The sequence below is a fragment of the Caballeronia sp. INML2 genome (assembly GCF_023631365.1).
In the GTDB taxonomy this organism is placed as follows: domain Bacteria; phylum Pseudomonadota; class Gammaproteobacteria; order Burkholderiales; family Burkholderiaceae; genus Caballeronia; species Caballeronia turbans.
Map to the genome: position 1 here is coordinate 1 of NZ_JALQDH010000038.1, position 20557 is coordinate 20557.

Consider the following 20557-nt stretch of genomic DNA (forward strand, 5'->3'; position numbering starts at 1 on the left):
GTGCTCGAAGGCGAAGTGAAGATGGAAAAGAACTACACGCTCGAACAACATGAAATCGATGACGGCTTCGTGCTGACGTGCCAATGTCATCCGGTGAGCGAGCGGGTGGTCGTGAGTTTCGACGAGCGCTAGATCCAGCCGGACGCCATTCGATTCGCGTAAACTAGGACCGTTCACCCAAGCGGTCCCTTCGTCCTTCCGGCATCCCGACACCGATGAACATGATTCACGTCACGAATGGCGATTGCGCGGCCCAAGCCCTCACGGAAGCCTTGCGGCGCGCCGAACGCGCGGAGCGCGTCATCGCGCTGCGCGACGATCTCGCCGTCGGTCCGATCAGGGACATCGACGAATCGCCGCTCACGCGCGCGACGTTCTGGCGTCAGGTTCTGAACAGCGGCATCGACTTCGAGGGCGAACTCGAAGCACAGCAGGCACTATTCGGCCGCCTTGCGCGCGGCGATGAACAGGTCGTCGTGTGGCATGGCCAGAGCGCGGCCGATCAGCTCACCTTGCGACGGGTCGCCTATCACCTGCGCAACGCGCCGCAACGTCTGAACGAAGCAAAGCTCACTCACGATGATCTGACGATTGCGACCGACGCGAGCGATCCCGAACGCGTAGGCCGCGCCGACCGCGCGACGGCCGTCGGGATGTTTTCGCCGAAGCAACTGCTCGCGAAGCTGCCGAGCGCCGCGCCGATTTCCGTGCTGCGCATCAGCCGGCTCGCGCTCGAATGGCAGGAAGCGAAACATGCCAACGCCGACACGCGCCGCCTGCGCGACAACATGCTGATTTCGGGAACGTGGATCGACATCGACGAAGCCTTGCTCGACCTCGCCGGTCCCGAATGGAAACCGGCGCGCGAGATCGCCGGCGCGGCCATGGGACAGCGCTTCGATTTCATGCTCTCCGATTCCGTCGCATTCTGGCGCTGCCGCGAACTCGTCACGGCGGGACGGCTCAAAATCCGCGGCACGCCGTCCGAGATGAGTCAGGCCGAACTGCGCCGCTGAACCTATACCTAAAAGAACGCACCTTTCGAACACATGGCCCGTACCAAAGCGCCCGATCACGAGACGCAACGCGAACAGATCCTCGAACTCGCCGCCGCGAAATTTGCCCAGACGAGCTATCCCAGCACCTCGATGGCCGATCTCGCCGCCGCGAGCGGCACGTCGAAGGCCCGCCTCTATCACTATTACGTGAGCAAGGAAGCGATCCTCTTCGATCTGCTCGACCGCTACACCAAGCGCCTGATGCTGATCATCGCGGAAGTGGAAGGCGCCAGTCAGCGGCGCGGACTGAGTGAGCGCGAGGCTTTCGCCGATCTCGTACGCGCGTTTCTCGCCGAATACGAGACGTCGCACAGCCGGCACGTCGCGCTTCTGAACGATGTGAAGTACCTGGAACAGGCGCAGCGCGAAATCGTCCTCGACCGGCAGCGCGACATCGTGGCGGCCTTCGCGCGACAGCTTGCGCGGGCTTATCCGAAACGCGCGACGAAGGACGACCAGACCGCGCTGACCATGATGGTGTTCGGCATGATCAACTGGACGTTCACGTGGCTCAAACCCGGCGGCAAGCTCGGCTACCGCGAGTTCGCGGAACAGGTGGTCGATATGATCGAAAACGGGCTCAACGGCGACTAATCTTATGTTGCAACACAGCAAGCCCTCCGGTCGGCGAATTGTCGCTTCTGCGCAATATACTCAAGTGATTGATTTTTCACGATTTAGTTCCTTTTCAGTATGTGTTTAGAAGGTGTGGTCTAGGAAGTTTTAAGGGTTTTCCCGTATGCGTTTCTCCGGAATCGGCTAAAATTCGTTTTGCTTTGCAGCATGCTGCATCACGAATGACGGAGAAACGACCATGGAACTGACCATCAACCGCACTGCCGAGCAAATCGTCGCGCACGATCAGCCGCTCAAAGACGCGCGCATGCCGGTTCTCGTCCGGGAGTTGTCCTCGGCAGATCGCGAGCGTCTCCTCACTCACTTTCTCGCTCTCGATGAAGACGACCGTCTCCTGCGCTTCGGCCAGCTCGTGCCGGATCACGTCATCGAGAACTATGTCCGCAATATCAACTTCACGAACGACACGGTGTTCGGCGTGTTCGGTGGCGCGCTCGAATTGATCGGCGTTGGCCATCTGGCGTACCTGCCCGCCGAGGGCGACAAGCGTACAGCCGAGTTCGGCGTGTCGGTGCTCGAAAGCGCACGCGGCCGTGGCATCGGTTCGAAGCTTTTCGAGCGTGCCGCCATGCGCAGCCGCAACACGCACGTGTCGGTGCTCTATATGCACTGCCTGTCGCGTAATTCGACCATGATGCACATCGCGAAAAAGTCGGGCATGAAGATCGAATACGCTTACGGGGAAGCGGATGCTTATCTCTCGCTCGCGCCGGCGGACCAAACCAGCATCGTGGCCGAAATGCTTCAGGAGCAGGCCGCCGTGTTCGACTACGCGATCAAGCGCCAGGCGCATCGCGCGTCGCAGGTTTTCCAGGCGTTCATTCCGGCAAAAGACGCCGCGTAATCAGCTTCGAGAACAGCGCGGGGATGCGCTGCGCGCGGGACCAACAAGGGCGGCACTGACCGCCCTTCGTCTTTTAACGCAGCGGCAGAACCGTCGTTTCCTTGATGCGCTCCAGCGAGAAGCTCGAGCGCACATCGATGACGGACGGATGGTGCAGCAACTCATCCTGCACGAAGCGCGAAAAGTCATCCATGTCGCGCACTTGCACGCGCAATAGAAAGTCCATCTCGCCGGTCATCGCGTCGCAGGCGACGACCTCCGGCCATGAACGCACCGCTTCGCGAAAGAGATCGCCGTGTGTCGGCGCTTTCGGCGTGCCCGCGGCGGCCTGCGTGCCGCCGCGCTTTTCCAGGCGCACGTTGATGTACGCGAGCAGGCCAAGCCCGAGTTTCTTCGCGTCGAGCAAGGCGACATAACCGCGAATCACGCCGATTTCCTCCAGCCGCCGAATGCGCCGCAAACATGGGCTCGGCGACAAATTCACGCGATCCGCGATTTCCTGATTCGACAGCCGTCCATTTTCCTGAAGAATGGCCAGAATTCGGCGGTCAATCGTATCCAATTCAAGCTCAGCCATTTCGTAGCTCCTCGCCGCTGTAAATTGGCAGCATCGTGCGCAATCTTATGAATCGCCGGTTTGTTTCGCAAGTTTTTGCCAGTGCCGCCTGACTAAACTGTCTCCACGTCGCGCACATCGCGCCGCATCTAAGATCAGGAGACATGCATGACCGCAACGACCTGGGAGAATCCCGTCGGCACCGACGGCTTCGAGTTCATCGAATACACCGCACCGGACCCGGTCGCGCTCGGCAAGCTGTTCGAGCAGATGGGCTTCACTGCGATCGCGAAGCATCGTCACAAGGACGTGACGCTCTATCGCCAGGGTGAAATCAACTTCATCGTCAACGCCGAGCCCGATTCGTTCGCGCAGCGCTTCGCGCGCCTGCACGGTCCGTCGATCTGCGCGATCGCGTTCCGCGTCGCCGATGCCGCCAAGGCGTACAAGCGCGCGCTCGACCTCGGCGCATGGGGCTTCGACAATAAAACCGGCCCGATGGAGCTGAACATTCCGGCGATCAAAGGCATCGGCGATTCGCTGATCTACTTCGTCGACCGCTGGCGCGGCAAGAACGGCGCGCAGCCGGGCAGCATCGGCGATATCAGCATTTACGACGTCGATTTCGAGCCGATTCCGGGCGCGGAGCAGAATCCGGTGGGCCACGGACTGACCTATATCGATCACCTGACGCACAACGTGCACCGCGGCCGCATGGTCGAGTGGGCGGAGTTCTACGAGCGGCTCTTCAACTTCCGCGAAGTCCGCTATTTCGATATCGAAGGCAAGGTGACGGCGGTGAAATCGAAGGCGATGACGTCACCGTGCGGCAAGATCCGCATTCCAATCAATGAGGAAGGCTCGGAGAACGCGGGACAAATTCAGGAATATCTCGACGCGTATCGCGGTGAAGGCATTCAGCACATCGCGCTCGGCACCGCTGACATCTACAGCACCGTCGACGGCCTGCGCGGCGCGAGCATCGCGCTGCTCGACACCATCGACACATATTACGAGCTCGTCGATCGCCGGGTGCCGGGTCACGTCGAATCGGTCGCGGAGCTGAAGAAGCGCAAGATTCTGATCGACGGCACCAAGGACGAAATCCTGCTGCAGATTTTCACGGAAAACCAGATCGGGCCGATCTTTTTCGAGATCATCCAGCGCAAGGGCAATCAGGGCTTCGGCGAAGGCAACTTCAAGGCGCTCTTTGAATCGATCGAACTGGATCAGATGCGCCGCGGCGTGCTGAAGGACACGACCGCAGGTTGAACGCACCGCAACGCGGGCATTAAAAAGGGACATGGACCGCGAAGGTCCATGTCCCTTTGTTCATTCAGGCGGCCCGCCCCAGTCAACACGGACCGCGAAGAGCGGGTCAGCCCGCCGTCTCGTCGTCGCTGCTTTCCGATTCACGGCGCTTTTGAGCACCGGCCTGAACCGACTGAACGCGCATTTGCGCGACCTGTGCAACCGACGACGCCCCGAACGGCGAGGCACTATTCGCGCGTGCGCCGCCAATCGGCGCGCTGATGGCGAAAAAGGCCGCCGAAACCATCAAGACATTCTGGATGTGGCGTTGTTTCATCGTTATCTCCTTCTAACTGCATGTGTACGGCTCGCTTTCGGATGCCAAAATGTGCACAGAAAATTGCACGGGAACTCCGGAAGCGACCTTTTAGACAGCGATGAGCGGCAGGGTTCCGCCGATCGGTCGAATTTACAAGCTGTAACAAAACGCTCCCGATGGCGGTCAAATCGTCAAGGATCTGACGCAAAGCCTCGGTAAGTGAGGAATTTTTAACGGGTTTGTACCAGTGCCTGAAAGATCACCGCACCGGCAAACTTGAAGTCCCGGCCTACGCATTCACAAGATGTCACGGCCCGAAACATGCTTTGGTGATCCCAAACCTCGGGTGGAGGAAGACACATAATGAACGCCCCGCTAGATGCAGAACAAAGAGCTTCGCTAGAAGCCGCATTGAAGTCCGTCACGCTAGACGACAAATACACGCTCGAACGCGGCCGCGCCTACATGAGCGGCATCCAGGCCCTGGTGCGCCTGCCGATGCTGCAACAAGAGCGCGACAAGGCCGCCGGTCTCAACACCGCCGGATTCATCTCCGGTTACCGCGGTTCTCCCCTCGGCGGTCTGGACCAGTCGCTCTGGAAGGCGAAGAAGCATCTCGCCGGCCATCAAATCGTGTTTCAGCCGGGCGTGAACGAAGATCTCGCCGCCACCGCCGTGTGGGGCTCGCAGCAAGTGAACCTGTACCCGAGCGCCAAATACGACGGCGTCTTCTCGATGTGGTACGGCAAAGGCCCGGGCGTCGACCGTTCCGGCGATGTCTTCAAGCACGGAAATTCCGCCGGATCGGCGAAGCACGGCGGCGTTCTCGTGCTCGCCGGCGACGATCACGCCGCGAAATCATCGACGCTCGCGCATCAGTCGGAGCACATTTTCAAGGCGTGCGGCCTGCCGGTGCTGTTTCCGTCGAACGTGCAGGAATATCTCGACTTCGGTCTGCACGGCTGGGCGATGTCCCGCTACTCCGGCCTCTGGGTCGCGATGAAATGCGTGACGGATGTCGTGGAGTCGTCGGCATCGGTGGATATCGATCCGCATCGCACGAAGATCGTGCTCCCGACCGATTTCGCGATGCCCGATGGCGGCCTGAACATCCGCTGGCCGGATCCGCCGCTCGTGCAGGAAGCGCGTCTGCTCGACTACAAGTGGTACGCCGCGCTCGCCTACGTGCGCGCGAACAAGCTGGACCGCGTGGAAATCGATTCGCCGCATGCGCGCTTTGGCATCATGACCGGCGGCAAAGCCTATCTCGATGTCCGTCAGGCGCTGACCGATCTCGGCCTCGATGACGCGACGTGCGCGCAAATCGGCATCCGTCTCTACAAGGTCGGCTGCGTATGGCCGCTCGAAGCGCAAGGCGCGCAGGAATTCGCGCGCGGGCTGGAAGAGATTCTGGTCGTCGAGGAAAAGCGCCAGATTCTCGAATACGCGATCAAGGAAGAACTCTATAACTGGCCGGATGCGCAACGTCCGCGCGTGTACGGCAAGTTCGATGAAAAAGACGGCGCAGGCGGCGAATGGTCCGTGCCGATGGGCAACTGGCTCTTGCCCGCGCACTACGAGCTGTCGCCCGCGATCATTGCGAAGGCCATCGCGACGCGCCTCGAAAAATTCGATTTGCCCGCCGACGTGCGCGCGCGCATCGCGACGCGCATCGCCGTGATCGAAGCGAAGGAAAGGTCGCTCGCGCGGCCGCGCGTCGAGGCGGAGCGCAAACCGTGGTTCTGCTCGGGCTGCCCGCACAATACCTCGACGAACGTGCCGGAAGGCTCGCGCGCGATGGCGGGCATCGGCTGCCACTACATGACGGTCTGGATGGACCGCAACACGAGCACCTTCAGCCAGATGGGCGGCGAAGGCGTCGCGTGGGTCGGCCAGTCGCCGTTCTCGAACGACAAGCACGTTTTCGCCAATCTCGGCGACGGCACGTATTTCCATTCGGGCCTGCTCGCGATCCGCGCGGCGATCGCCGCGAAGGTGAACATCACCTACAAGATTCTCTATAACGATGCCGTCGCGATGACCGGCGGCCAGCCCGTAGACGGGGTGCTGACCGTTCCGCAGATCACGCATCAGCTCGCGGCGGAGGGCGCGGCGAAGATCGTCATCGTCACGGATGAGCCGGAAAAGTACACGGCGAGCGTCGGGCTGGCGCCGGGCATCGACGTGCATCATCGCGACAAGCTGGACGATATTCAGCGGCAACTGCGCGAGGTGGCGGGCACGTCGATCCTGATCTACGACCAGACCTGCGCGACCGAGAAGCGCCGCCGCCGCAAGCGCGGCGCGTTCCCCGATCCGGCGAAGCGCGTCGTCATCAACGAAGCGGTGTGCGAAGGCTGCGGCGATTGCTCGGTGAAGTCGAACTGCCTGTCGGTCGAGCCGCTCGATACCGAGTACGGCACGAAGCGCCAGATCAATCAGTCGACGTGCAACAAGGACTACTCGTGTCTGAACGGCTTCTGCCCGAGTTTCGTGACGGTGGAAGGCGGTCAGTTGAAAAAGCCGAAGGCGACGAGCGTCGCGAGCGATGCGATGTCGCCCGTGCCGACGCCCGAGCTTCCGGAGATCGCGCGGCCGTATGGCGTGCTGGTCACGGGCGTCGGCGGGACGGGCGTCGTGACGATCGGCGCGCTGCTCGGCATGGCGGCGCATCTGGAGCAGAAGGGCGTCACCGTGCTCGACGTCACCGGCCTCGCGCAGAAAGGCGGCGCCGTGATGAGCCATGTGCAGATCGCCAACCGTCCGACCGATATCCACGCGACGCGTATCGCGATGGGCGAGGCGGATCTCGTCATCGGTTGCGATGCGATCGTCACCGCCAGCAACGAATGCGGCTCGCGGATGCAGCCCGATCACACGCGTGTCGTCGTGAACAGCGCGCAGACGCCAACCGCCGAGTTCATCAAGAACCCGAACTGGAGTTTTCCGGGCGCGAGCGCGGAGGCGGATATTCGCGCGGCGGCGGGCCAGCATGTCGCGCTCGTCGATGCGAGCCGCTTCGCCGTCGCGCTGATGGGCGATGCGATCTATACGAATCCGTTCGTGCTCGGGTTCGCCTGGCAGAAGGGTTGGGTGCCGTTGCGGCATGAGTCGCTGGCGCGCGCCATCGAGCTGAATGCGGTGCAGATCGAGAAGAATCTCGCGGCATTCGAATGGGGCCGTCGCGCGGCGCACGATCTCGAAGCCGTGCGCCGTCTGGCCGATGCGCAGCACGGCGTACAGGAAGCGCCGGGCAAGGTCATCGCGCTGCATACGCCGAAGGCGCTCGACGCGCTCATCGACAAGCGTCTCGACTATCTCGCGAAGTATCAGAACACGGCTTACGCAGCGCGGTACGGACGGCTGGTTGCCGAAGTGCGCGCGAAGGAAGCGGCGCTGGGTTCGGGCGACGGGCAGTATCCGCTGACCGAGGCCGTCGCGAAGAACCTGCACAAGCTGATGGCGTACAAGGACGAATACGAAGTCGCGCGTCTTTATGCCGATCCGGTGTTCCTCGACAAGGTGAAGAACAGCTTCGAAGGCGACTGGAAGATCAAGATGCATCTCGCGCCGCCGAGTTTTTCGAAGAAGGACGCGCACGGGCATCTGGTGAAGAAGCAGTACGGTCCGTGGATGATGTCGGCGATGCGCGTGCTCGCCAAGCTGAAGTTCCTGCGCGGTACGGCGCTCGATCCGTTCGGACGCACGGAAGAACGGAAGATGGAACGGGCGTTGATCGGCGAGTACGAGGCTCTGGTGCGCGAGTTGATCGGCGGACTGACGGCGCAGAACCTGCAACTCGCCGTCGAACTCGCGAATCTTCCCGATTCCATGCGCGGTTATGGGCACATCAAGGACAACAACGTGAAGGCCGCGAAGATCAAATGGAATGCGTTGCTTGCGCGCTGGCGGAATAACGAAGGCGGGGAAAAGCGGCAGGTGGCCTGATTCTGGTTGGGTCACGCTCGAAGGCGGTTCGCGAGGTCGACCATCGAGCGAACCGCGTCAATAAAAAAACGGCGATCCGGTCACCCGGATCGCCGTTCCTCTTCCCAACGCGATGTCGCGTTACTTCGCTACGCGCGCATTCGCGCTCGCCACCGCCGTCATATTGATGATCCGGCGCACGGTCGCCGCCGGCGTCAGGATATGCACCGGCTTCGAAGCGCCGAGCAGGAACGGCCCGACGGTCACGCCCTCGCCGCTCACCATCTTGAGCAGGTTGTAGGTGATGTTCGCCGCTTCGACGTTCGGCATGATCAGCAGATTCGCCTCACCATGCAGCGTGGTCCCCGGGAACGAAGCCTTGCGCACAGCTTCGGAAAGCGCCGCATCGCCGTGCATTTCGCCGTCGATTTCGAGTTCCGGCGCACGCTCGGCGATCAGCTTGCGCGCGTCCGCCATCCGCTTGCTCGACGCGCTCTGCACGCTGCCGAAGTTCGAATTCGACACCAGCGCGACCTTCGGCTGAATCCCGAACCGTTCGATTTCGCGCGCCGCCAGAATCGTCATGTCGGCGAGCTGCTCGGGCGTCGGCATTTCGTTGACGTACGTGTCGCTGATGAACAGATTGCGCCCTTGCAGCATCAGCAGATTCATCGCCGCGAAGTTGTTCGCACCTTCCGCCTTGCCGAGCACCTGATCGATGAACTTCAGGTGATCCTGATACGTGTCGATGAGACCGCAGATCATCCCGTCCGCGTCGCCGGTGTGAACCAGGATCGCGCCGATCAGCGTGTTGAACTTGCGCAGCGCGGCCTTCGCGCTTTCGGGCGTCACGCCCTGACGCGCGGCGATCTCGTGATACGCCTGCCAGCTCTTCTGATAACGCGGATCGTCTTCCGGATTCACGATCTCGAAATCGACGCCCGGCTTCAGCTTCGAGCCCATCTTCTGCAAACGCATTTCGACGACAGCCGGCCGCCCGATGATGATCGGCTTCGCAATCTTCTCCAGCAGCACGAACTGCGCGGCGCGCAGCACCCGCTCGTCCTCGCCTTCCGCGAACGCGATGCGCGCCGGCGCAGCCTTCGCCGCCGCGAATACCGGACGCATCACCATGCCCGTGCGATACACCGTCGCGCCGAGCGTCTCGCGATACGCGTCCATGTCGTTGATCGGGCGAGTCGCGACGCCGGAATCCATCGCGGCTTGCGCCACGGCCGGCGCGATCTTGATGATCAGGCGCGGATCGAAGGGCTTCGGAATCAGATATTCCGGGCCGAATTCCAGCGAATGGCCTTCGTAGGCCTTCGCGACTTCATCGCCCTGATCGGTTTCTTCCGCGAGTTCGGCGATCGCGCGCACGCACGCGAGCTTCATCTCTTCGGTGATCGTCGTCGCGCCGACGTCCAGCGCGCCGCGGAAGATGAACGGGAAGCACAGCACGTTGTTGACCTGATTCGGATAGTCCGAACGGCCTGTCGCGACGATACAGTCCGGACGCACCCGCTTCGCTTCTTCCGGACGAATTTCCGGCTCGGGATTCGCCAGCGCGAGAATCAGCGGCTTGCCGGCCATCGTCTCGACCATTTCCGCCTTCAGCACGCCCGCGCTCGAGCAGCCGAGGAAGACGTCGCAACCGTGCATCGCATCGGCGAGCGTGCGCGCGTCGGTCGTCGCCTGATAGCGCTCCTTCGATGCATCCAGATTGCCGCGGCCTTCGTAAATTACGCCCTTCGAATCGACCACGAGCGTGTTCGACTTCTTCAGGCCGAGGTGGACGAGCAGGTCAAGACACGCGATCGCCGCCGCGCCCGCGCCGGAGCACACGAGCTTCACTTCGTCCAGCTTCTTGCCGACCACCTTCAGGCCATTGAGAATCGCCGCCGATGCGATGATCGCGGTACCGTGCTGATCGTCATGGAAAACGGGAATCTTCATGCGCTCGCGCAGCTTCTTCTCGATGTAGAAGCATTCGGGCGCCTTGATGTCCTCGAGATTGATGCCGCCCAGCGTGGGCTCGAGCATCGCGATCGCATCGACGAGCTTGTCCGGATCGGTTTCCGCCAACTCGATATCGAATACGTCGATGCCCGCGAACTTCTTGAAGAGACACCCCTTGCCTTCCATCACCGGCTTGGCCGCGAGCGGGCCGATGTTGCCGAGACCCAAAACGGCCGTGCCGTTCGTCACGACGCCGACGAGGTTCGCACGCGACGTGTACTTCTGCGCGTCGAGCGGCTCATCGTAGATCGCCATGCACGCGGCCGCGACGCCCGGCGAATACGCGAGCGACAGGTCGAGCTGGTTGGAAAGCGGCTTGGTCGGTGTAACCGAAATCTTGCCGGGGCGAGGATTCTGGTGATATGCGAGGGCACTTTGCTTCAGTTGTTCGTCCATGATTTGACCTGAGACGTTTGAGAATTATTTGAACAGGGTTCACACCGCCGTCGACCGTGTTGCAATGAATGCGGGAATGTGAATCGATGGACCAAGATTCATGTGCTCGGGGCGTCGGATAGACGCAACGTGCCGCTCGTCGGGATCGAACGAGCAGACGGAGCCTTTGGTTTTTTTTGGGACATTCAGTGTACACCGCGCACTTGAAATGACGCGATGCAACGTTTCAGCGCAGTTTCATCCGGCGACGATGCGCTCAGTCGAGGGCCGCACCGCGTTTTTCGGGAATGAGAAAGAGCGTCGCAACGACGTCGAGCAGATAGATCGACGCGAGGAATGCGAGCGCCACCGCGAACGAATAACGCGCGGCCAGCGCGCCGACCGCGACCGGACCGAGTCCACCCACCGCGCGCCCGATATTGAACAGCACGTTCTGCGCGGTCGCGCGCGCATCGGTCGGATAGATCTCGGAGATCAGCGCGCCGTAGCCGCCGAGCATGCCGTTGACGAACACGCCCATCACCGCGCCGCCGATCAGGAGCGCCGCCGGGCTCGTCAAACTGGAATAGACGAACACCATCGCGACCGCGCCAAACTGGTAGACGAGAAACGCCGGTTTGCGCCCGAAGCGGTCCGCCGCCAGACCGAACAGCCAGATGCCGAACGCCATGCCGAGCACGGTGGACGCGGTCCAGAGGCCGGATTTCGTCAGCGAGTAGCCGAACGTCTTCGACAGATAGCTCGGCAGCCAGATCATCAGCCCGTAATAACCGAAGTTCTGCACCGAGCACAGGATGATCACGCCGAGGCTCGCGCGCGCCGTGCGGGCGTCGTCGAAAAGACGCCTGAGCGGCAACTTGCGGGCGGCGGCGGTTTTCGCAGCCGCGCGGCGCTCGGTGAACAACGCGGGTTCGTCCACGCGTCGCCGCACGAAAAACGAGACGACCGCCGGCAGCAGCCCGACCGCGAACATGCCGCGCCAGCCGATCACGGGCAGCAGCATCGGCGTGATGAGCGCGGCGGCGAGCACGCCCAGTTGCCAGCCGATCCCCACATACGACGACACGCGGGCGCGCAGCCGCGCGGGCCACGCCTCGGCAACGAGCGCCATGCCGATCCCGAACTCGCCGCCCAGGCCGATCCCGGCGATGGTGCGATAGATCAGCAAGTCGCCGTAGCCCTGCGCGAGCGCGCACATGCCGGTGAAGACGGCGAACACGAGAATCGTCCAGGTCAGCATGCGCACGCGGCCGAAGTAGTCGGACAGCATGCCGAACACGACGCCGCCCGCGACGGCCCCGGCGAGCGTCCAGGTGACGAGCGCGCCGGATTGTGCGGGCGTGAGATGCAGGTCGGCGGCGATCGCGGGCAGCATGAAGCCTAGGATCAGCAGATCGAAGCCGTCCATCGCATAGCCGAGCATGGACGCGACGAGCGCCTGCAGCGCGTGGCGGGTTGGCGCGGCGGCGGAATCGTTCGTGGAGGAAACAGATGTCATCGAGGTAAAGAAGGGTATGCGCACGCAGCGCCGCGAGTTTACGCGTGAGCACCGCGCTTTCACAACCCGCAAACAATTCGCCCAGGCACGCCGGCTCAGGTAAAATGCCGGGCTAGCTGTGCCTGGGGCGGCACCAGGCGCTGAAGCGCCGAGTCCCGCCGACACGCGCGCAGGGCATGCGAAAAAGCCCTCCGGAAGGAACGCTCGCTTCGCACCGAACCCATGCGCCAAGGCCCTCGCGGCCGCCTCCCGCTTCTTCAAGCGCCACACAAGTCCAAGGATTCGCCCATGACAGGCTTCGATCGCCAGACGATCTCCGACACCACCGCCAAGATGCTGCTCGAAGTGCAGGCGGTGCACTTCAACGCGGAAAAACCGTACATCTTCACGTCCGGCTGGGCGAGCCCGGTGTATATCGACTGCCGCAAGCTGATCTCCTATCCGCGCGTGCGCCGCGGCCTGATGGAGATGGCCGAAGCGACCATTCTTCGCGATGTCGGCTACGAGCAGATCGACGCCGTCGCCGGCGGCGAGACTGCGGGTATCCCGTTCGCCGCGTGGATCGCCGACCGCCTGATGGTGCCGATGCAATACGTCCGCAAGAAGCCGAAGGGTTTCGGGCGCAACGCGCAGATCGAAGGTTTGCTGACTGAGGGCCAGCGCGTGCTGCTGGTCGAAGACCTGACCACCGACAGCCGCAGCAAGATCAACTTCATCAACGCGCTGCGCACGGCGGGCGCGACGGTGAACCACTGCTTCGTGCTCTTCCACTACAACATCTTCAAGGAGAGCGTGTCGGTGCTGAAAGACATCGACGTCGATCTGCACGCGCTCGCCACCTGGTGGGACGTGTTGCGCGTCGCGAAGGAGCAAGGCTACTTCGAGTCGAAGACGCTCGATGAAGTCGAAAAATTCCTGCACGCACCGGCGGAATGGTCGGCTGCGCACGGCGGCGCGACCGCTGCCCCGCAATAAGCATTGACCCGCACGAAGCAATTAAAATAAAAAAGCCGCTGACGGAAGTCAGCGGCTTTTTTTATTCGGCATTCAAAAATCGCTTACAGCGAATTGGGATTGGGAAGCGATGAATCGTCGAGCGAACCGTCGCCGGAATAGGCGGAGAGATTCATTAAGCCGTTGCTTTGCGCATACTGAAACAATTCGGAATCGCGCTCGATGCCGAGTTTCGCATTGCGGTGTTCTTTGGCGTGCTGATTGTTTTGATACTGCGCCGCAATTGTCCGGCAATTTCCGTAATCGTCATGCCCGAAACGAACAGGCGCACCACTTCCAGCTCGCGCTTGGACAGGATCACGCTACGCCGCTGCTGTCCGTTCGCGCCGAGCCCCATGCTGTCGAGCGCCGCCTTGACGGACGGGCCGAGGTACTCCTGCCCGCGCATGACGTGCTGGATCGCCCAGCCGATGTGGTTCATGTCGTCGGCCTTGTTGATGATCGACATCACGCCCACTTCGCGCAAACGTTTGAGCAAGGCCGGATTTTCGAGCATGGTCAGCACAACGAGTTTCACGCGCGGAAACTGCCGGCCGATATAGCCGAGCAAGGGCATGCCGTCGCCATAAGAGCCGCCGGGCATGGCGAGATCGGTGACGAGGACATCGCATGGCTCCTTTTGGAGCAACTGGACGAGTTCGGTCGACTGACGCGCCTGACCGATGACGTCCACCTCCGGAAACTTGTTGAGGGCCTGTGTCGCGCCAAACAGAATGACCGGATGATCGTCTGCGATGATGACTGTTATTCGCTGGCTCATTTAACTTCTCCTGTATTTCAGTCGATTAGTTGCCGCGCGAATCTGCGTCGAATTACTCATGTCTGCGTTCATTAGAGTTTGAAATCATCGCCGTCAAGGCGCTGCGCACTACGTCGAAACCGGTGGCGCTCCGTGCGCCATCGGTTAAGTCCCAAGGATTTAAGACTTTTATGCTTTGTTGCAATGTTAAACTGCAAGCTAGTACGAAGCGCATCACTGAGACAAAAAACATCGTTGCAGCCAGCGAAACGCTGCTATAACGCGCGACGATACTGACAGGAGTTCAGCCCATGCGCCTCACCGGCCGACGCGTGAGTTCGACTGGCCATGTCGCATCAGTACTCTTCATCGCCTTCGCGGCGGCGGTTTTCGCCCATTCGCACGAGGCCGCGGCCGACCCCGCGTTCACCGTCTCCAGCACAGACCTCGCGCCCGGCAAGACCATCGGGCCGACACTCCTTTTCGATCAGTCCGAATGCAAGGGCGGCAACCGCTCGCCGCAGATTTCCTGGCACGGCGCACCCGCCAACACGCGCAGCTTCGCCGTGACGGTCTTCGATCCCGACGCGCCGGGGCGCGGCTGGTGGCACTGGGCGGTCGCGGGCATTCCGGTTGGCACGGATCACCTGGCGGGCAACGCGAGCGCGTCGGGCGCGCTACGCAAGATGGGGGCCGTCGAGGCGCGCAACGACTGGGACACGGAAGGCTACGGCGGCCCGTGCCCGCCGCCCGGCAAGCCGCATCGTTATATCGTGACCGTCTACGCGCTAGGCAGCGCCGACCTGCGCCTGCGCCAAGGCACGCCCGCCCTCATGTTCGAGCACGAAATCCGCACGATGACGATCGCCAGCGCACAGCTCACCTTTACATACGGCCGTTAGCCTGAAGTAGAGAACCGCGCGCTTACGCCGCTCGGTGAAAATTTGTCTTTGCTAGACTGGCCTGGACCGTCCGCAAGGCACGCGTCCGTATAGGCCGCGGCGCAGGAAGTGACTCGGGGAAACCATGCCGAACATCATCATCGTTTATCACAGCGGCTACGGCCACACGAAGAAAGTTGCGGAAGCGGTGCTCAGCGGCGCAGCCGACGCCGGCGCGAACGTGAAACTGATCGCCGTCGGTGACCTCGACGACGCTGCATGGGCCGAACTCGACGCCGCCGACGCCATCGTCTTCGGCGCGCCGACATACATGGGCGGGCCGTCCGCCGATTTCAAAAAGTTCGCCGACGCGAGTTCGAAGCCCTGGTTCTCGCAGAAATGGAAGGACAAGATCGCGGCCGGATTCACCAACTCGGCGCACATGAACGGCGACAAATTCCTGACCATCTCCTATTTCGTCACGCTAGCGATGCAGCACGGGATGATCTGGATCGGCACGGGCATGATGCCGTCGAACACCAAGGCGGCCACGCGTAACGATCTGAATTTCGTCGGCGGGTTCACGGGGCTCCTCACGCAATCGCCCGCGGATGCCTCGCCGGACGAAGCCCCGCCGCCCGGCGATCTCGAAACCGCGAAAGTCTACGGGGCACGCATCGCCGCGGTGACGGCGCGCTGGGTCGGCAACCGGGCCGGCGACGAAAACCGCGGACATCAACCCGCCGCGGAATCGCACTAAAATGTCGGTTTTGCGGCGAGCGTCCGCACGAACCAGCGAGATCGAGATGACCACGAAAGTATTTGTCGACGGACAGGAAGGCACCACCGGCCTGAAGATTTTCGAATATCTGTCGCAGCGCCGTGACATCGAGGTGTTGCGTATCGAGGAAGCGAAGCGCAAGGACATCGAGGAGCGCCGCCGGCTCATCAACGCGTCGGACGTAACGTTCCTGTGCCTGCCGGATGTTGCATCGCGCGAATCGGTTTCGCTCGTCGACAAGGACAACACGCGCACCGTGATGATCGACGCCAGCACGGCCTTCCGCACGCAGGACGACTGGGCGTACGGCCTGCCCGAGCTCGCGCGTGCGCAGCGCGAGCGTCTGCGCACGTCGAAGCGCATCGCGGTGCCGGGCTGCCACGCGTCGGCGTTCGTGCTGTCGGTGCAGCCGCTCGTGGCGGGCGGTCTCGTCCCCGCCGATTTCGACGCGCATGCCTATTCGATCACCGGCTACAGCGGCGGCGGCAAGAAAATGATCGCGGAGTACGAAGCGGGCGGCAACGAGCGACTCATGAGCCCGCGCCCTTACGCACTGAGCCTGACGCACAAGCATCTGCCGGAAATGTCCGTGCGCACGGGTCTCTCGCGCGCGCCCGTCTTCACGCCGATCGTCGGCGCATTCCTGAAGGGTCTCGCGGTGACGACGTATTTCTCGCCGGACCAGCTCTCGCGCCCCGCCAAGCCGCAGGACGTGCGCGACATGCTGGCCGAGTACTACAACAACGAGCCGTTCGTGCGCGTCATGCCGTTCGACGCCGAAAGCAATCTCGACGCCGGCTTCTTCGACGTGCAAGCCTGCAACGACACCAACCGCGTCGACATTTTCGTGTTCGGCAACGACAAGCGCTTCGTGACGGTCGCGCGGCTGGATAATCTCGGCAAGGGTGCGTCGGGTGCGGCCATCCAGTGCATGAATCTGGCGATCGGCGCGGACGAGGAGACCGGTCTCGCCCGCTGATCCCGCTGTCGCAGCAAAACCCGAAGGCCGATTCGCTCCAATGCGCATCGGCCTTTTTTTCGCCCGCCGACGCGACGCAGCATCCAAACGTACAGACGAAAAAAAGCCCGCCAAAGCTGGCGGGCTGAATCCATATCAGTGGAGACATGGAGGAGACAGGAGTAAATATACCAAGAATATTGGTGCGTCGCAACATTGCGTGTTGCGGCACACCGACGCGCGAACGCACAGCGAATCAGGGCTGCATCATCGACAGGATGAACTGGAGTTGATCGCCGGAAATCGGTTTGACGAGATGCACATCGAACCCGGCGTCGTTCGTCATTTCCCTGTGCTGCGGCTGTCCCCAGCCTGTCAGCGCGACCAACATGATTGCGTGGCCGTTCGGCAATCGGCGCAAGGCGCGCGCCGCCGCGAGTCCGTCGACGAGCGGCATGCCGAGATCGAGAATCACGACTTCGGGATCGAACTGCACCGCGACCTTGACGGCTTGTGCGCCGTTTGCCGCGAGCGCCACTTCGTGGCCCATGCCGGTCAGCAGGTTCGCGAGGCCGGAAAGCGCATCGTCGTCGTCGTCGGCTATGAGAATGCGCTTGCTCACGATGGCCTCACCGGAAACCGTTGATTTCGAGTTTCAATCTGTTCGAACCCGCCTGCGCCGCCGTGATCTCGGTGCGCGCGGTGCGTGCGCCCAGATAGAAATGCTGGCGCGCGGGCGCGTTCTGGTCGTGCGTCGCGTCGGGCAGACACGATGCGATGTCCGCCGCCACACTTTGCAACGCGTCGGCGCTTGAACCGCCGTGCAAGGTCCACGTGCATCGATAGTTCGTCGGCGATGCGGCGCATGTCGCGTCGTCGCCATAGGGCAGCGCTACCGCGCGGCCATCGTTCGCCGAAAGAGATGAAAAATTCGGCGCAGCAGCCACGATGCGTTTGAGCGCATCGCAAGGGCTCGAGGTGTCGTCGGCGCGCGCGGATGTCGTTGCTAATACACCGAAACACAACAAGGCGGCGGCCCAGGCGGAGCGTCGGCCAATCAGATGCACGGGGCGCCTCCTTTCGATCTGTTTTTCCCGACGAGCGCGACTATGCACCCGCCGGCCACGTATGTATGTTCGAAAGCGAATCAAGTACTACAAGCTCAAGCAAGCCGTGCACCCGTTCATGCAGACGTTTGGCGCGTCAGTGCCGCACGAGCGCCATCATCGCGCCGAAGCCGACGAACACACCGCCCGTCAGGCGGTTGAACGCCCGCGCGACGCTCGCGCTCTTCAGCTTTTCGCCGATGCGCGCGCCCAGGCCCGCATACACCGCGTACCAACTCACCTCGATCACGGCGAACGTCGATACGAGAACCGCGAATTGGGGCAAGACCGGCAGGTTTGCGTCGATGAACTGCGGCAGCAACGCCGCCGCGAAGAGAATCGCCTTCGGATTGCTGCTCGCGACGAGAAAGCCGTTGCGAAAGAGCGTGAAGCGTCGGGAGGAATGCGCCGCGCCGCTGTCATCGCGCACGTCGACCGCGCTCGTTTTCGCGCGCCAGCTCTTCACGCCGAGCCAGACGAGATACGCCGCGCCGACGAGGCGCAGCGTATCGAACAGACGCGGCCACGCTTCGAGAAACACGCCCAGCCCTGCCGCCGATACCGACAGCATGATGACGAGCGCCGTGAGACAGCCGGCCATGGTGGCCGTCGAGCGTTTGAGGCCATGACGCGCGCCGTGCGTCATGACGAGCAGCATGTTGGGTCCGGGAATCGCGGAAACGACGAAGACAGTGGCGACGAACAGCCACCAGAGATGCAGGCTCATTGCGGCGTGGCGGAGAAAGGAACGGGACTCGCATTATGCCGTCCGCCCCGCTGATTCCGGCACGAGGCCGCCTGCCACACCGCGAAAATGGAATCAGCGGCCGGCGCGCCGGGCCGCCACCTGACCGAGCACGGCGAAGTCCTTATCGCCGTCGCCGTGCGCGAGTGCGTCGACGAGGTTGTCGCGCACGACGCTCGCCACGGGCAGCGGCACGTTCACGGCATCGCCGGCGGCGATCGCGAGACGCACGTCCTTCAGCCCGAGCCGCGCCTTGAAGAGCGCAGGCTCGTAGCGGCGCTCTGCGATCATCTTGCCGTAGCCCTGATACACCGGCCCCGGGAACAGCGAGTTCGTGATGACGTCGAGCAGCGTCTGCGCTTCGATGCCGTGGCCGCTCACGAGCGCCGCCGCCTCGCCGAAGCTTTCGATCGCCGATGCCAGCATGAAATTCGCGGCGAGCTTGAGCACGTTCGCGTGCTGCGGCTCGCTGCCGACGCGCCAGGTTTTCTGGCCGAGCGCATCGAGCACGGGCTGCACGCGGTCGATGGAATCGCTTGCGCCCGCCGCGAGAATGTTGAGCTTGCCCGCCGCCGCGACGTCCGGCCGCCCGAGCACTGGTGCGGCGACATACGCGACGCCGTGCTGCGCATGCAGCTCGGCCAGTTCGACGGCCAGCGCCGCCGAGATCGTCGCCATATTGACGTGCACGAGGCCCTTCGGCGCGTGCTTGAGCAGACCGCCGTCGACGAGCACCGAGCGCAGCGCGTTGTCGTCGGCGAGCATGGAGAACGCGGCATCGCCGGCGAACGCCTGCTCGGGCGTATCGACCACCGACGCGCCCTGGTCCGCGAGCGCGCGCGTCTTGTCGCGCGAGCGGTTCCAGACGCGCACCGTATGTCCCGCCTTGAGCGCGTTGCTCGCCATCGCGCCGCCCATTTCGCCCAGTCCAATGAATCCGATGTCCATACTCGCGTGCTCCTCGACCTTGTTTGCTCGCCGCGCGCTGGAAGCCGCGCGGCCCGAGCGCCAGTAAAGCATATCGACGCAAAGCGCGCAGAAGCGCGCAATGCGATACTCACTGCATGGTCAAGGCGCGCTTTCACTTCCATCGCGAACTGAACGATTTCCTCGCTCGACCCTTGCGCGGGCACGTGTTCGTGTGCGCGTGCGCGAAGTCTTCATCGACCAAGCACATGATCGAGGCGCTCGGCGTGCCGCACACGGAAGTCGATCTGATCGTGAGGAACGGCCGCCCGGTCGGGTTCGACGCGCAGATCGAAGCCGACGACGTCATCGAGGTCTATCCCGCGCATCATGCGCCCGAAGGCATGGCGAACGGCGCTGCGCTGCTGCGGCCATCGTTGCGCGCGGCGGACCTGCGCTTCATCGCCGATGCGCATCTCGGCGGGCTCGCGCAACTGCTGCGGCTCGCGGGCTTCGATACCCGCTACGACAACAACTTCCCCGACGATGAAATCGAGCAGCTCGCACAGGACGAATCGCGCATCGTGCTCACGCGCGATCGCGAACTGCTCAAGCGCCGCACCGTCTTGCGCGGCTGCTATGTCCGCGCGCTTCAACCCGACGAACAGTTCCGCGAAGTCTCGGAGCGCCTCGACCTAGCGCAGCATGTGCGGGCGTTTCGACTCTGCCTGATGTGCAACGCGCCATTGCGTCCGGCCGTGGCCGGCGAAATCGACGGCCGCGTGCCCGAAGGCGTGCGCGAGCGGCATACGCGCTTCGTCACCTGCGACGTGTGTCGTCGCGTGTTCTGGGAAGGCTCGCACTGGCGGCGCATGCGCGCGCGGATCGACGCGCTGGCGGAAGCGGGCCGCTGAGACGGTCGT

18 protein-coding genes and 2 pseudogenes are annotated in these 20557 nt (G+C 62.7%); 11 read left to right on the forward strand and 9 right to left on the reverse strand.

All coding sequences use genetic code 11. From position 1 onward, the window contains the following. The 4 genes and pseudogenes from NCT32_RS12870 to NCT32_RS12885 form a co-directional block, all read left to right on the forward strand. Nucleotides 1-132 (forward strand): annotated as a pseudogene (locus NCT32_RS12870) (phenylacetic acid degradation protein); the annotation flags it as partial. Nucleotides 133-215: 83 nt separating this feature from the next. After that, nucleotides 216-1016, forward strand: a complete 801-nt coding sequence (locus NCT32_RS12875) for a DUF1835 domain-containing protein (protein ID WP_250477173.1) — start codon at nucleotides 216-218, stop codon at nucleotides 1014-1016. Between the two features lie 33 nt (nucleotides 1017-1049). Next, nucleotides 1050-1652: a TetR/AcrR family transcriptional regulator gene (locus NCT32_RS12880; protein ID WP_061120323.1), complete on the forward strand. Its 603-nt coding sequence runs from the start codon at nucleotides 1050-1052 to the stop codon at nucleotides 1650-1652. A gap of 289 nt (nucleotides 1653-1941) precedes the next feature. Then, on the forward strand, nucleotides 1942-2538 hold the full coding sequence (locus NCT32_RS12885) for a GNAT family N-acetyltransferase (RefSeq protein ID WP_250477206.1): 597 nt from the start codon (nucleotides 1942-1944) through the stop codon (nucleotides 2536-2538). 73 nt (nucleotides 2539-2611) lie between these two features. Here the strand turns inward: NCT32_RS12885 and NCT32_RS12890 are convergent, their stop codons facing one another. After that, nucleotides 2612-3115, reverse strand: coding sequence for an Lrp/AsnC family transcriptional regulator (locus tag NCT32_RS12890; RefSeq protein WP_061120321.1), 504 nt, complete (start codon nucleotides 3113-3115; stop codon nucleotides 2612-2614). A gap of 147 nt (nucleotides 3116-3262) precedes the next feature. On the opposite strand from NCT32_RS12890, the gene hppD reads away from it, so the two are divergent. Further along, nucleotides 3263-4366: a 4-hydroxyphenylpyruvate dioxygenase gene (gene hppD / locus NCT32_RS12895; RefSeq protein WP_250477174.1), complete on the forward strand. Its 1104-nt coding sequence runs from the start codon at nucleotides 3263-3265 to the stop codon at nucleotides 4364-4366. 106 nt (nucleotides 4367-4472) lie between these two features. Here the strand turns inward: hppD and NCT32_RS12900 are convergent, their stop codons facing one another. Beyond that, nucleotides 4473-4682, reverse strand: a complete 210-nt coding sequence (locus tag NCT32_RS12900) for a hypothetical protein (protein ID WP_061120319.1) — start codon at nucleotides 4680-4682, stop codon at nucleotides 4473-4475. Nucleotides 4683-5027: 345 nt separating this feature from the next. On the opposite strand from NCT32_RS12900, the gene NCT32_RS12905 reads away from it, so the two are divergent. Then, on the forward strand, nucleotides 5028-8612 hold the full coding sequence (locus tag NCT32_RS12905; RefSeq protein WP_250490386.1) for an indolepyruvate ferredoxin oxidoreductase family protein: 3585 nt from the start codon (nucleotides 5028-5030) through the stop codon (nucleotides 8610-8612). Between the two features lie 120 nt (nucleotides 8613-8732). Here the strand turns inward: NCT32_RS12905 and NCT32_RS12910 are convergent, their stop codons facing one another. Both NCT32_RS12910 and NCT32_RS12915 read right to left on the reverse strand, forming a co-directional pair. Further along, nucleotides 8733-11006, reverse strand: coding sequence for an NADP-dependent malic enzyme (locus NCT32_RS12910; RefSeq protein ID WP_250477176.1), 2274 nt, complete (start codon nucleotides 11004-11006; stop codon nucleotides 8733-8735). Nucleotides 11007-11262: 256 nt separating this feature from the next. Then, on the reverse strand, nucleotides 11263-12504 hold the full coding sequence (locus NCT32_RS12915; RefSeq protein ID WP_250477177.1) for an MFS transporter: 1242 nt from the start codon (nucleotides 12502-12504) through the stop codon (nucleotides 11263-11265). Nucleotides 12505-12792: 288 nt separating this feature from the next. Here NCT32_RS12915 and NCT32_RS12920 point away from each other — a divergent pair, with 288 nt between their 5' ends. Next, on the forward strand, nucleotides 12793-13479 hold the full coding sequence (locus NCT32_RS12920) for an orotate phosphoribosyltransferase (protein ID WP_061120316.1): 687 nt from the start codon (nucleotides 12793-12795) through the stop codon (nucleotides 13477-13479). Nucleotides 13480-13562: 83 nt separating this feature from the next. Here the strand turns inward: NCT32_RS12920 and NCT32_RS12925 are convergent. Further along, nucleotides 13563-14278, reverse strand: a pseudogene (locus NCT32_RS12925) (response regulator). A 290-nt stretch (nucleotides 14279-14568) separates the two neighbouring features. On the opposite strand from NCT32_RS12925, the gene NCT32_RS12930 reads away from it, so the two are divergent. The 3 genes from NCT32_RS12930 (at nucleotide 14569) to argC (ending at nucleotide 16898) form a co-directional block, all read left to right on the forward strand. Next, a complete protein-coding gene (locus tag NCT32_RS12930; RefSeq protein ID WP_061120314.1) occupies nucleotides 14569-15159 on the forward strand; it encodes a YbhB/YbcL family Raf kinase inhibitor-like protein in 591 nt (196 codons plus the stop codon). 124 nt (nucleotides 15160-15283) lie between these two features. Next, nucleotides 15284-15898: a flavodoxin family protein gene (locus NCT32_RS12935; RefSeq protein WP_061120313.1), complete on the forward strand. Its 615-nt coding sequence runs from the start codon at nucleotides 15284-15286 to the stop codon at nucleotides 15896-15898. A gap of 46 nt (nucleotides 15899-15944) precedes the next feature. After that, complete coding sequence (gene argC, locus NCT32_RS12940; protein ID WP_061120333.1) at nucleotides 15945-16898, forward strand: N-acetyl-gamma-glutamyl-phosphate reductase; 954 nt, start codon at nucleotides 15945-15947, stop codon at nucleotides 16896-16898. A 235-nt stretch (nucleotides 16899-17133) separates the two neighbouring features. Here the strand turns inward: argC and NCT32_RS12945 are convergent, their stop codons facing one another. From NCT32_RS12945 to NCT32_RS12960, 4 genes are all read right to left on the reverse strand, one after another. Next, nucleotides 17134-17499 (reverse strand): response regulator, encoded by a 366-nt coding sequence (locus NCT32_RS12945; protein WP_250490387.1) that lies wholly within the window; start codon nucleotides 17497-17499, stop codon nucleotides 17134-17136. A gap of 7 nt (nucleotides 17500-17506) precedes the next feature. Next, a complete protein-coding gene (locus NCT32_RS12950; RefSeq protein WP_409241428.1) occupies nucleotides 17507-17944 on the reverse strand; it encodes a hypothetical protein in 438 nt (145 codons plus the stop codon). 136 nt (nucleotides 17945-18080) lie between these two features. Next, entirely contained in the window at nucleotides 18081-18710 is a 630-nt protein-coding gene (locus NCT32_RS12955) for a LysE family translocator (protein ID WP_061120310.1), read from the reverse strand. Between the two features lie 93 nt (nucleotides 18711-18803). Further along, complete coding sequence (locus NCT32_RS12960; protein WP_284503697.1) at nucleotides 18804-19748, reverse strand: NAD(P)-dependent oxidoreductase; 945 nt, start codon at nucleotides 19746-19748, stop codon at nucleotides 18804-18806. Between the two features lie 44 nt (nucleotides 19749-19792). Here NCT32_RS12960 and NCT32_RS12965 point away from each other — a divergent pair, with 44 nt between their 5' ends. Continuing rightward, the gene (locus tag NCT32_RS12965) at nucleotides 19793-20548 is read left to right on the forward strand and encodes a Mut7-C ubiquitin/RNAse domain-containing protein (RefSeq protein WP_250477180.1); all 756 of its coding nucleotides are present in this window, start codon (nucleotides 19793-19795) and stop codon (nucleotides 20546-20548) included. Nucleotides 20549-20557 lie beyond the last annotated feature (9 nt).

Coding starts and splice junctions, on each gene's coding strand:
- NCT32_RS12875 (WP_250477173.1), top strand. CDS start 216: ATGAACATGATTCACGTCACGAATGGCGATTGCGCGGCCCAAGCCCTC.
- NCT32_RS12880 (WP_061120323.1), top strand. CDS start 1,050: ATGGCCCGTACCAAAGCGCCCGATCACGAGACGCAACGCGAACAGATC.
- NCT32_RS12885 (WP_250477206.1), top strand. CDS start 1,942: ATGCCGGTTCTCGTCCGGGAGTTGTCCTCGGCAGATCGCGAGCGTCTC.
- NCT32_RS12890 (WP_061120321.1), bottom strand. CDS start 3,115: ATGGCTGAGCTTGAATTGGATACGATTGACCGCCGAATTCTGGCCATT.
- hppD (WP_250477174.1), top strand. CDS start 3,263: ATGACCGCAACGACCTGGGAGAATCCCGTCGGCACCGACGGCTTCGAG.
- NCT32_RS12900 (WP_061120319.1), bottom strand. CDS start 4,682: ATGAAACAACGCCACATCCAGAATGTCTTGATGGTTTCGGCGGCCTTT.
- NCT32_RS12905 (WP_250490386.1), top strand. CDS start 5,028: ATGAACGCCCCGCTAGATGCAGAACAAAGAGCTTCGCTAGAAGCCGCA.
- NCT32_RS12910 (WP_250477176.1), bottom strand. CDS start 11,006: ATGGACGAACAACTGAAGCAAAGTGCCCTCGCATATCACCAGAATCCT.
- NCT32_RS12915 (WP_250477177.1), bottom strand. CDS start 12,504: ATGACATCTGTTTCCTCCACGAACGATTCCGCCGCCGCGCCAACCCGC.
- NCT32_RS12920 (WP_061120316.1), top strand. CDS start 12,793: ATGACAGGCTTCGATCGCCAGACGATCTCCGACACCACCGCCAAGATG.
- NCT32_RS12930 (WP_061120314.1), top strand. CDS start 14,569: ATGCGCCTCACCGGCCGACGCGTGAGTTCGACTGGCCATGTCGCATCA.
- NCT32_RS12935 (WP_061120313.1), top strand. CDS start 15,284: ATGCCGAACATCATCATCGTTTATCACAGCGGCTACGGCCACACGAAG.
- argC (WP_061120333.1), top strand. CDS start 15,945: ATGACCACGAAAGTATTTGTCGACGGACAGGAAGGCACCACCGGCCTG.
- NCT32_RS12955 (WP_061120310.1), bottom strand. CDS start 18,710: ATGAGCCTGCATCTCTGGTGGCTGTTCGTCGCCACTGTCTTCGTCGTT.
- NCT32_RS12960 (WP_284503697.1), bottom strand. CDS start 19,748: ATGCTTTACTGGCGCTCGGGCCGCGCGGCTTCCAGCGCGCGGCGAGCA.
- NCT32_RS12965 (WP_250477180.1), top strand. CDS start 19,793: ATGGTCAAGGCGCGCTTTCACTTCCATCGCGAACTGAACGATTTCCTC.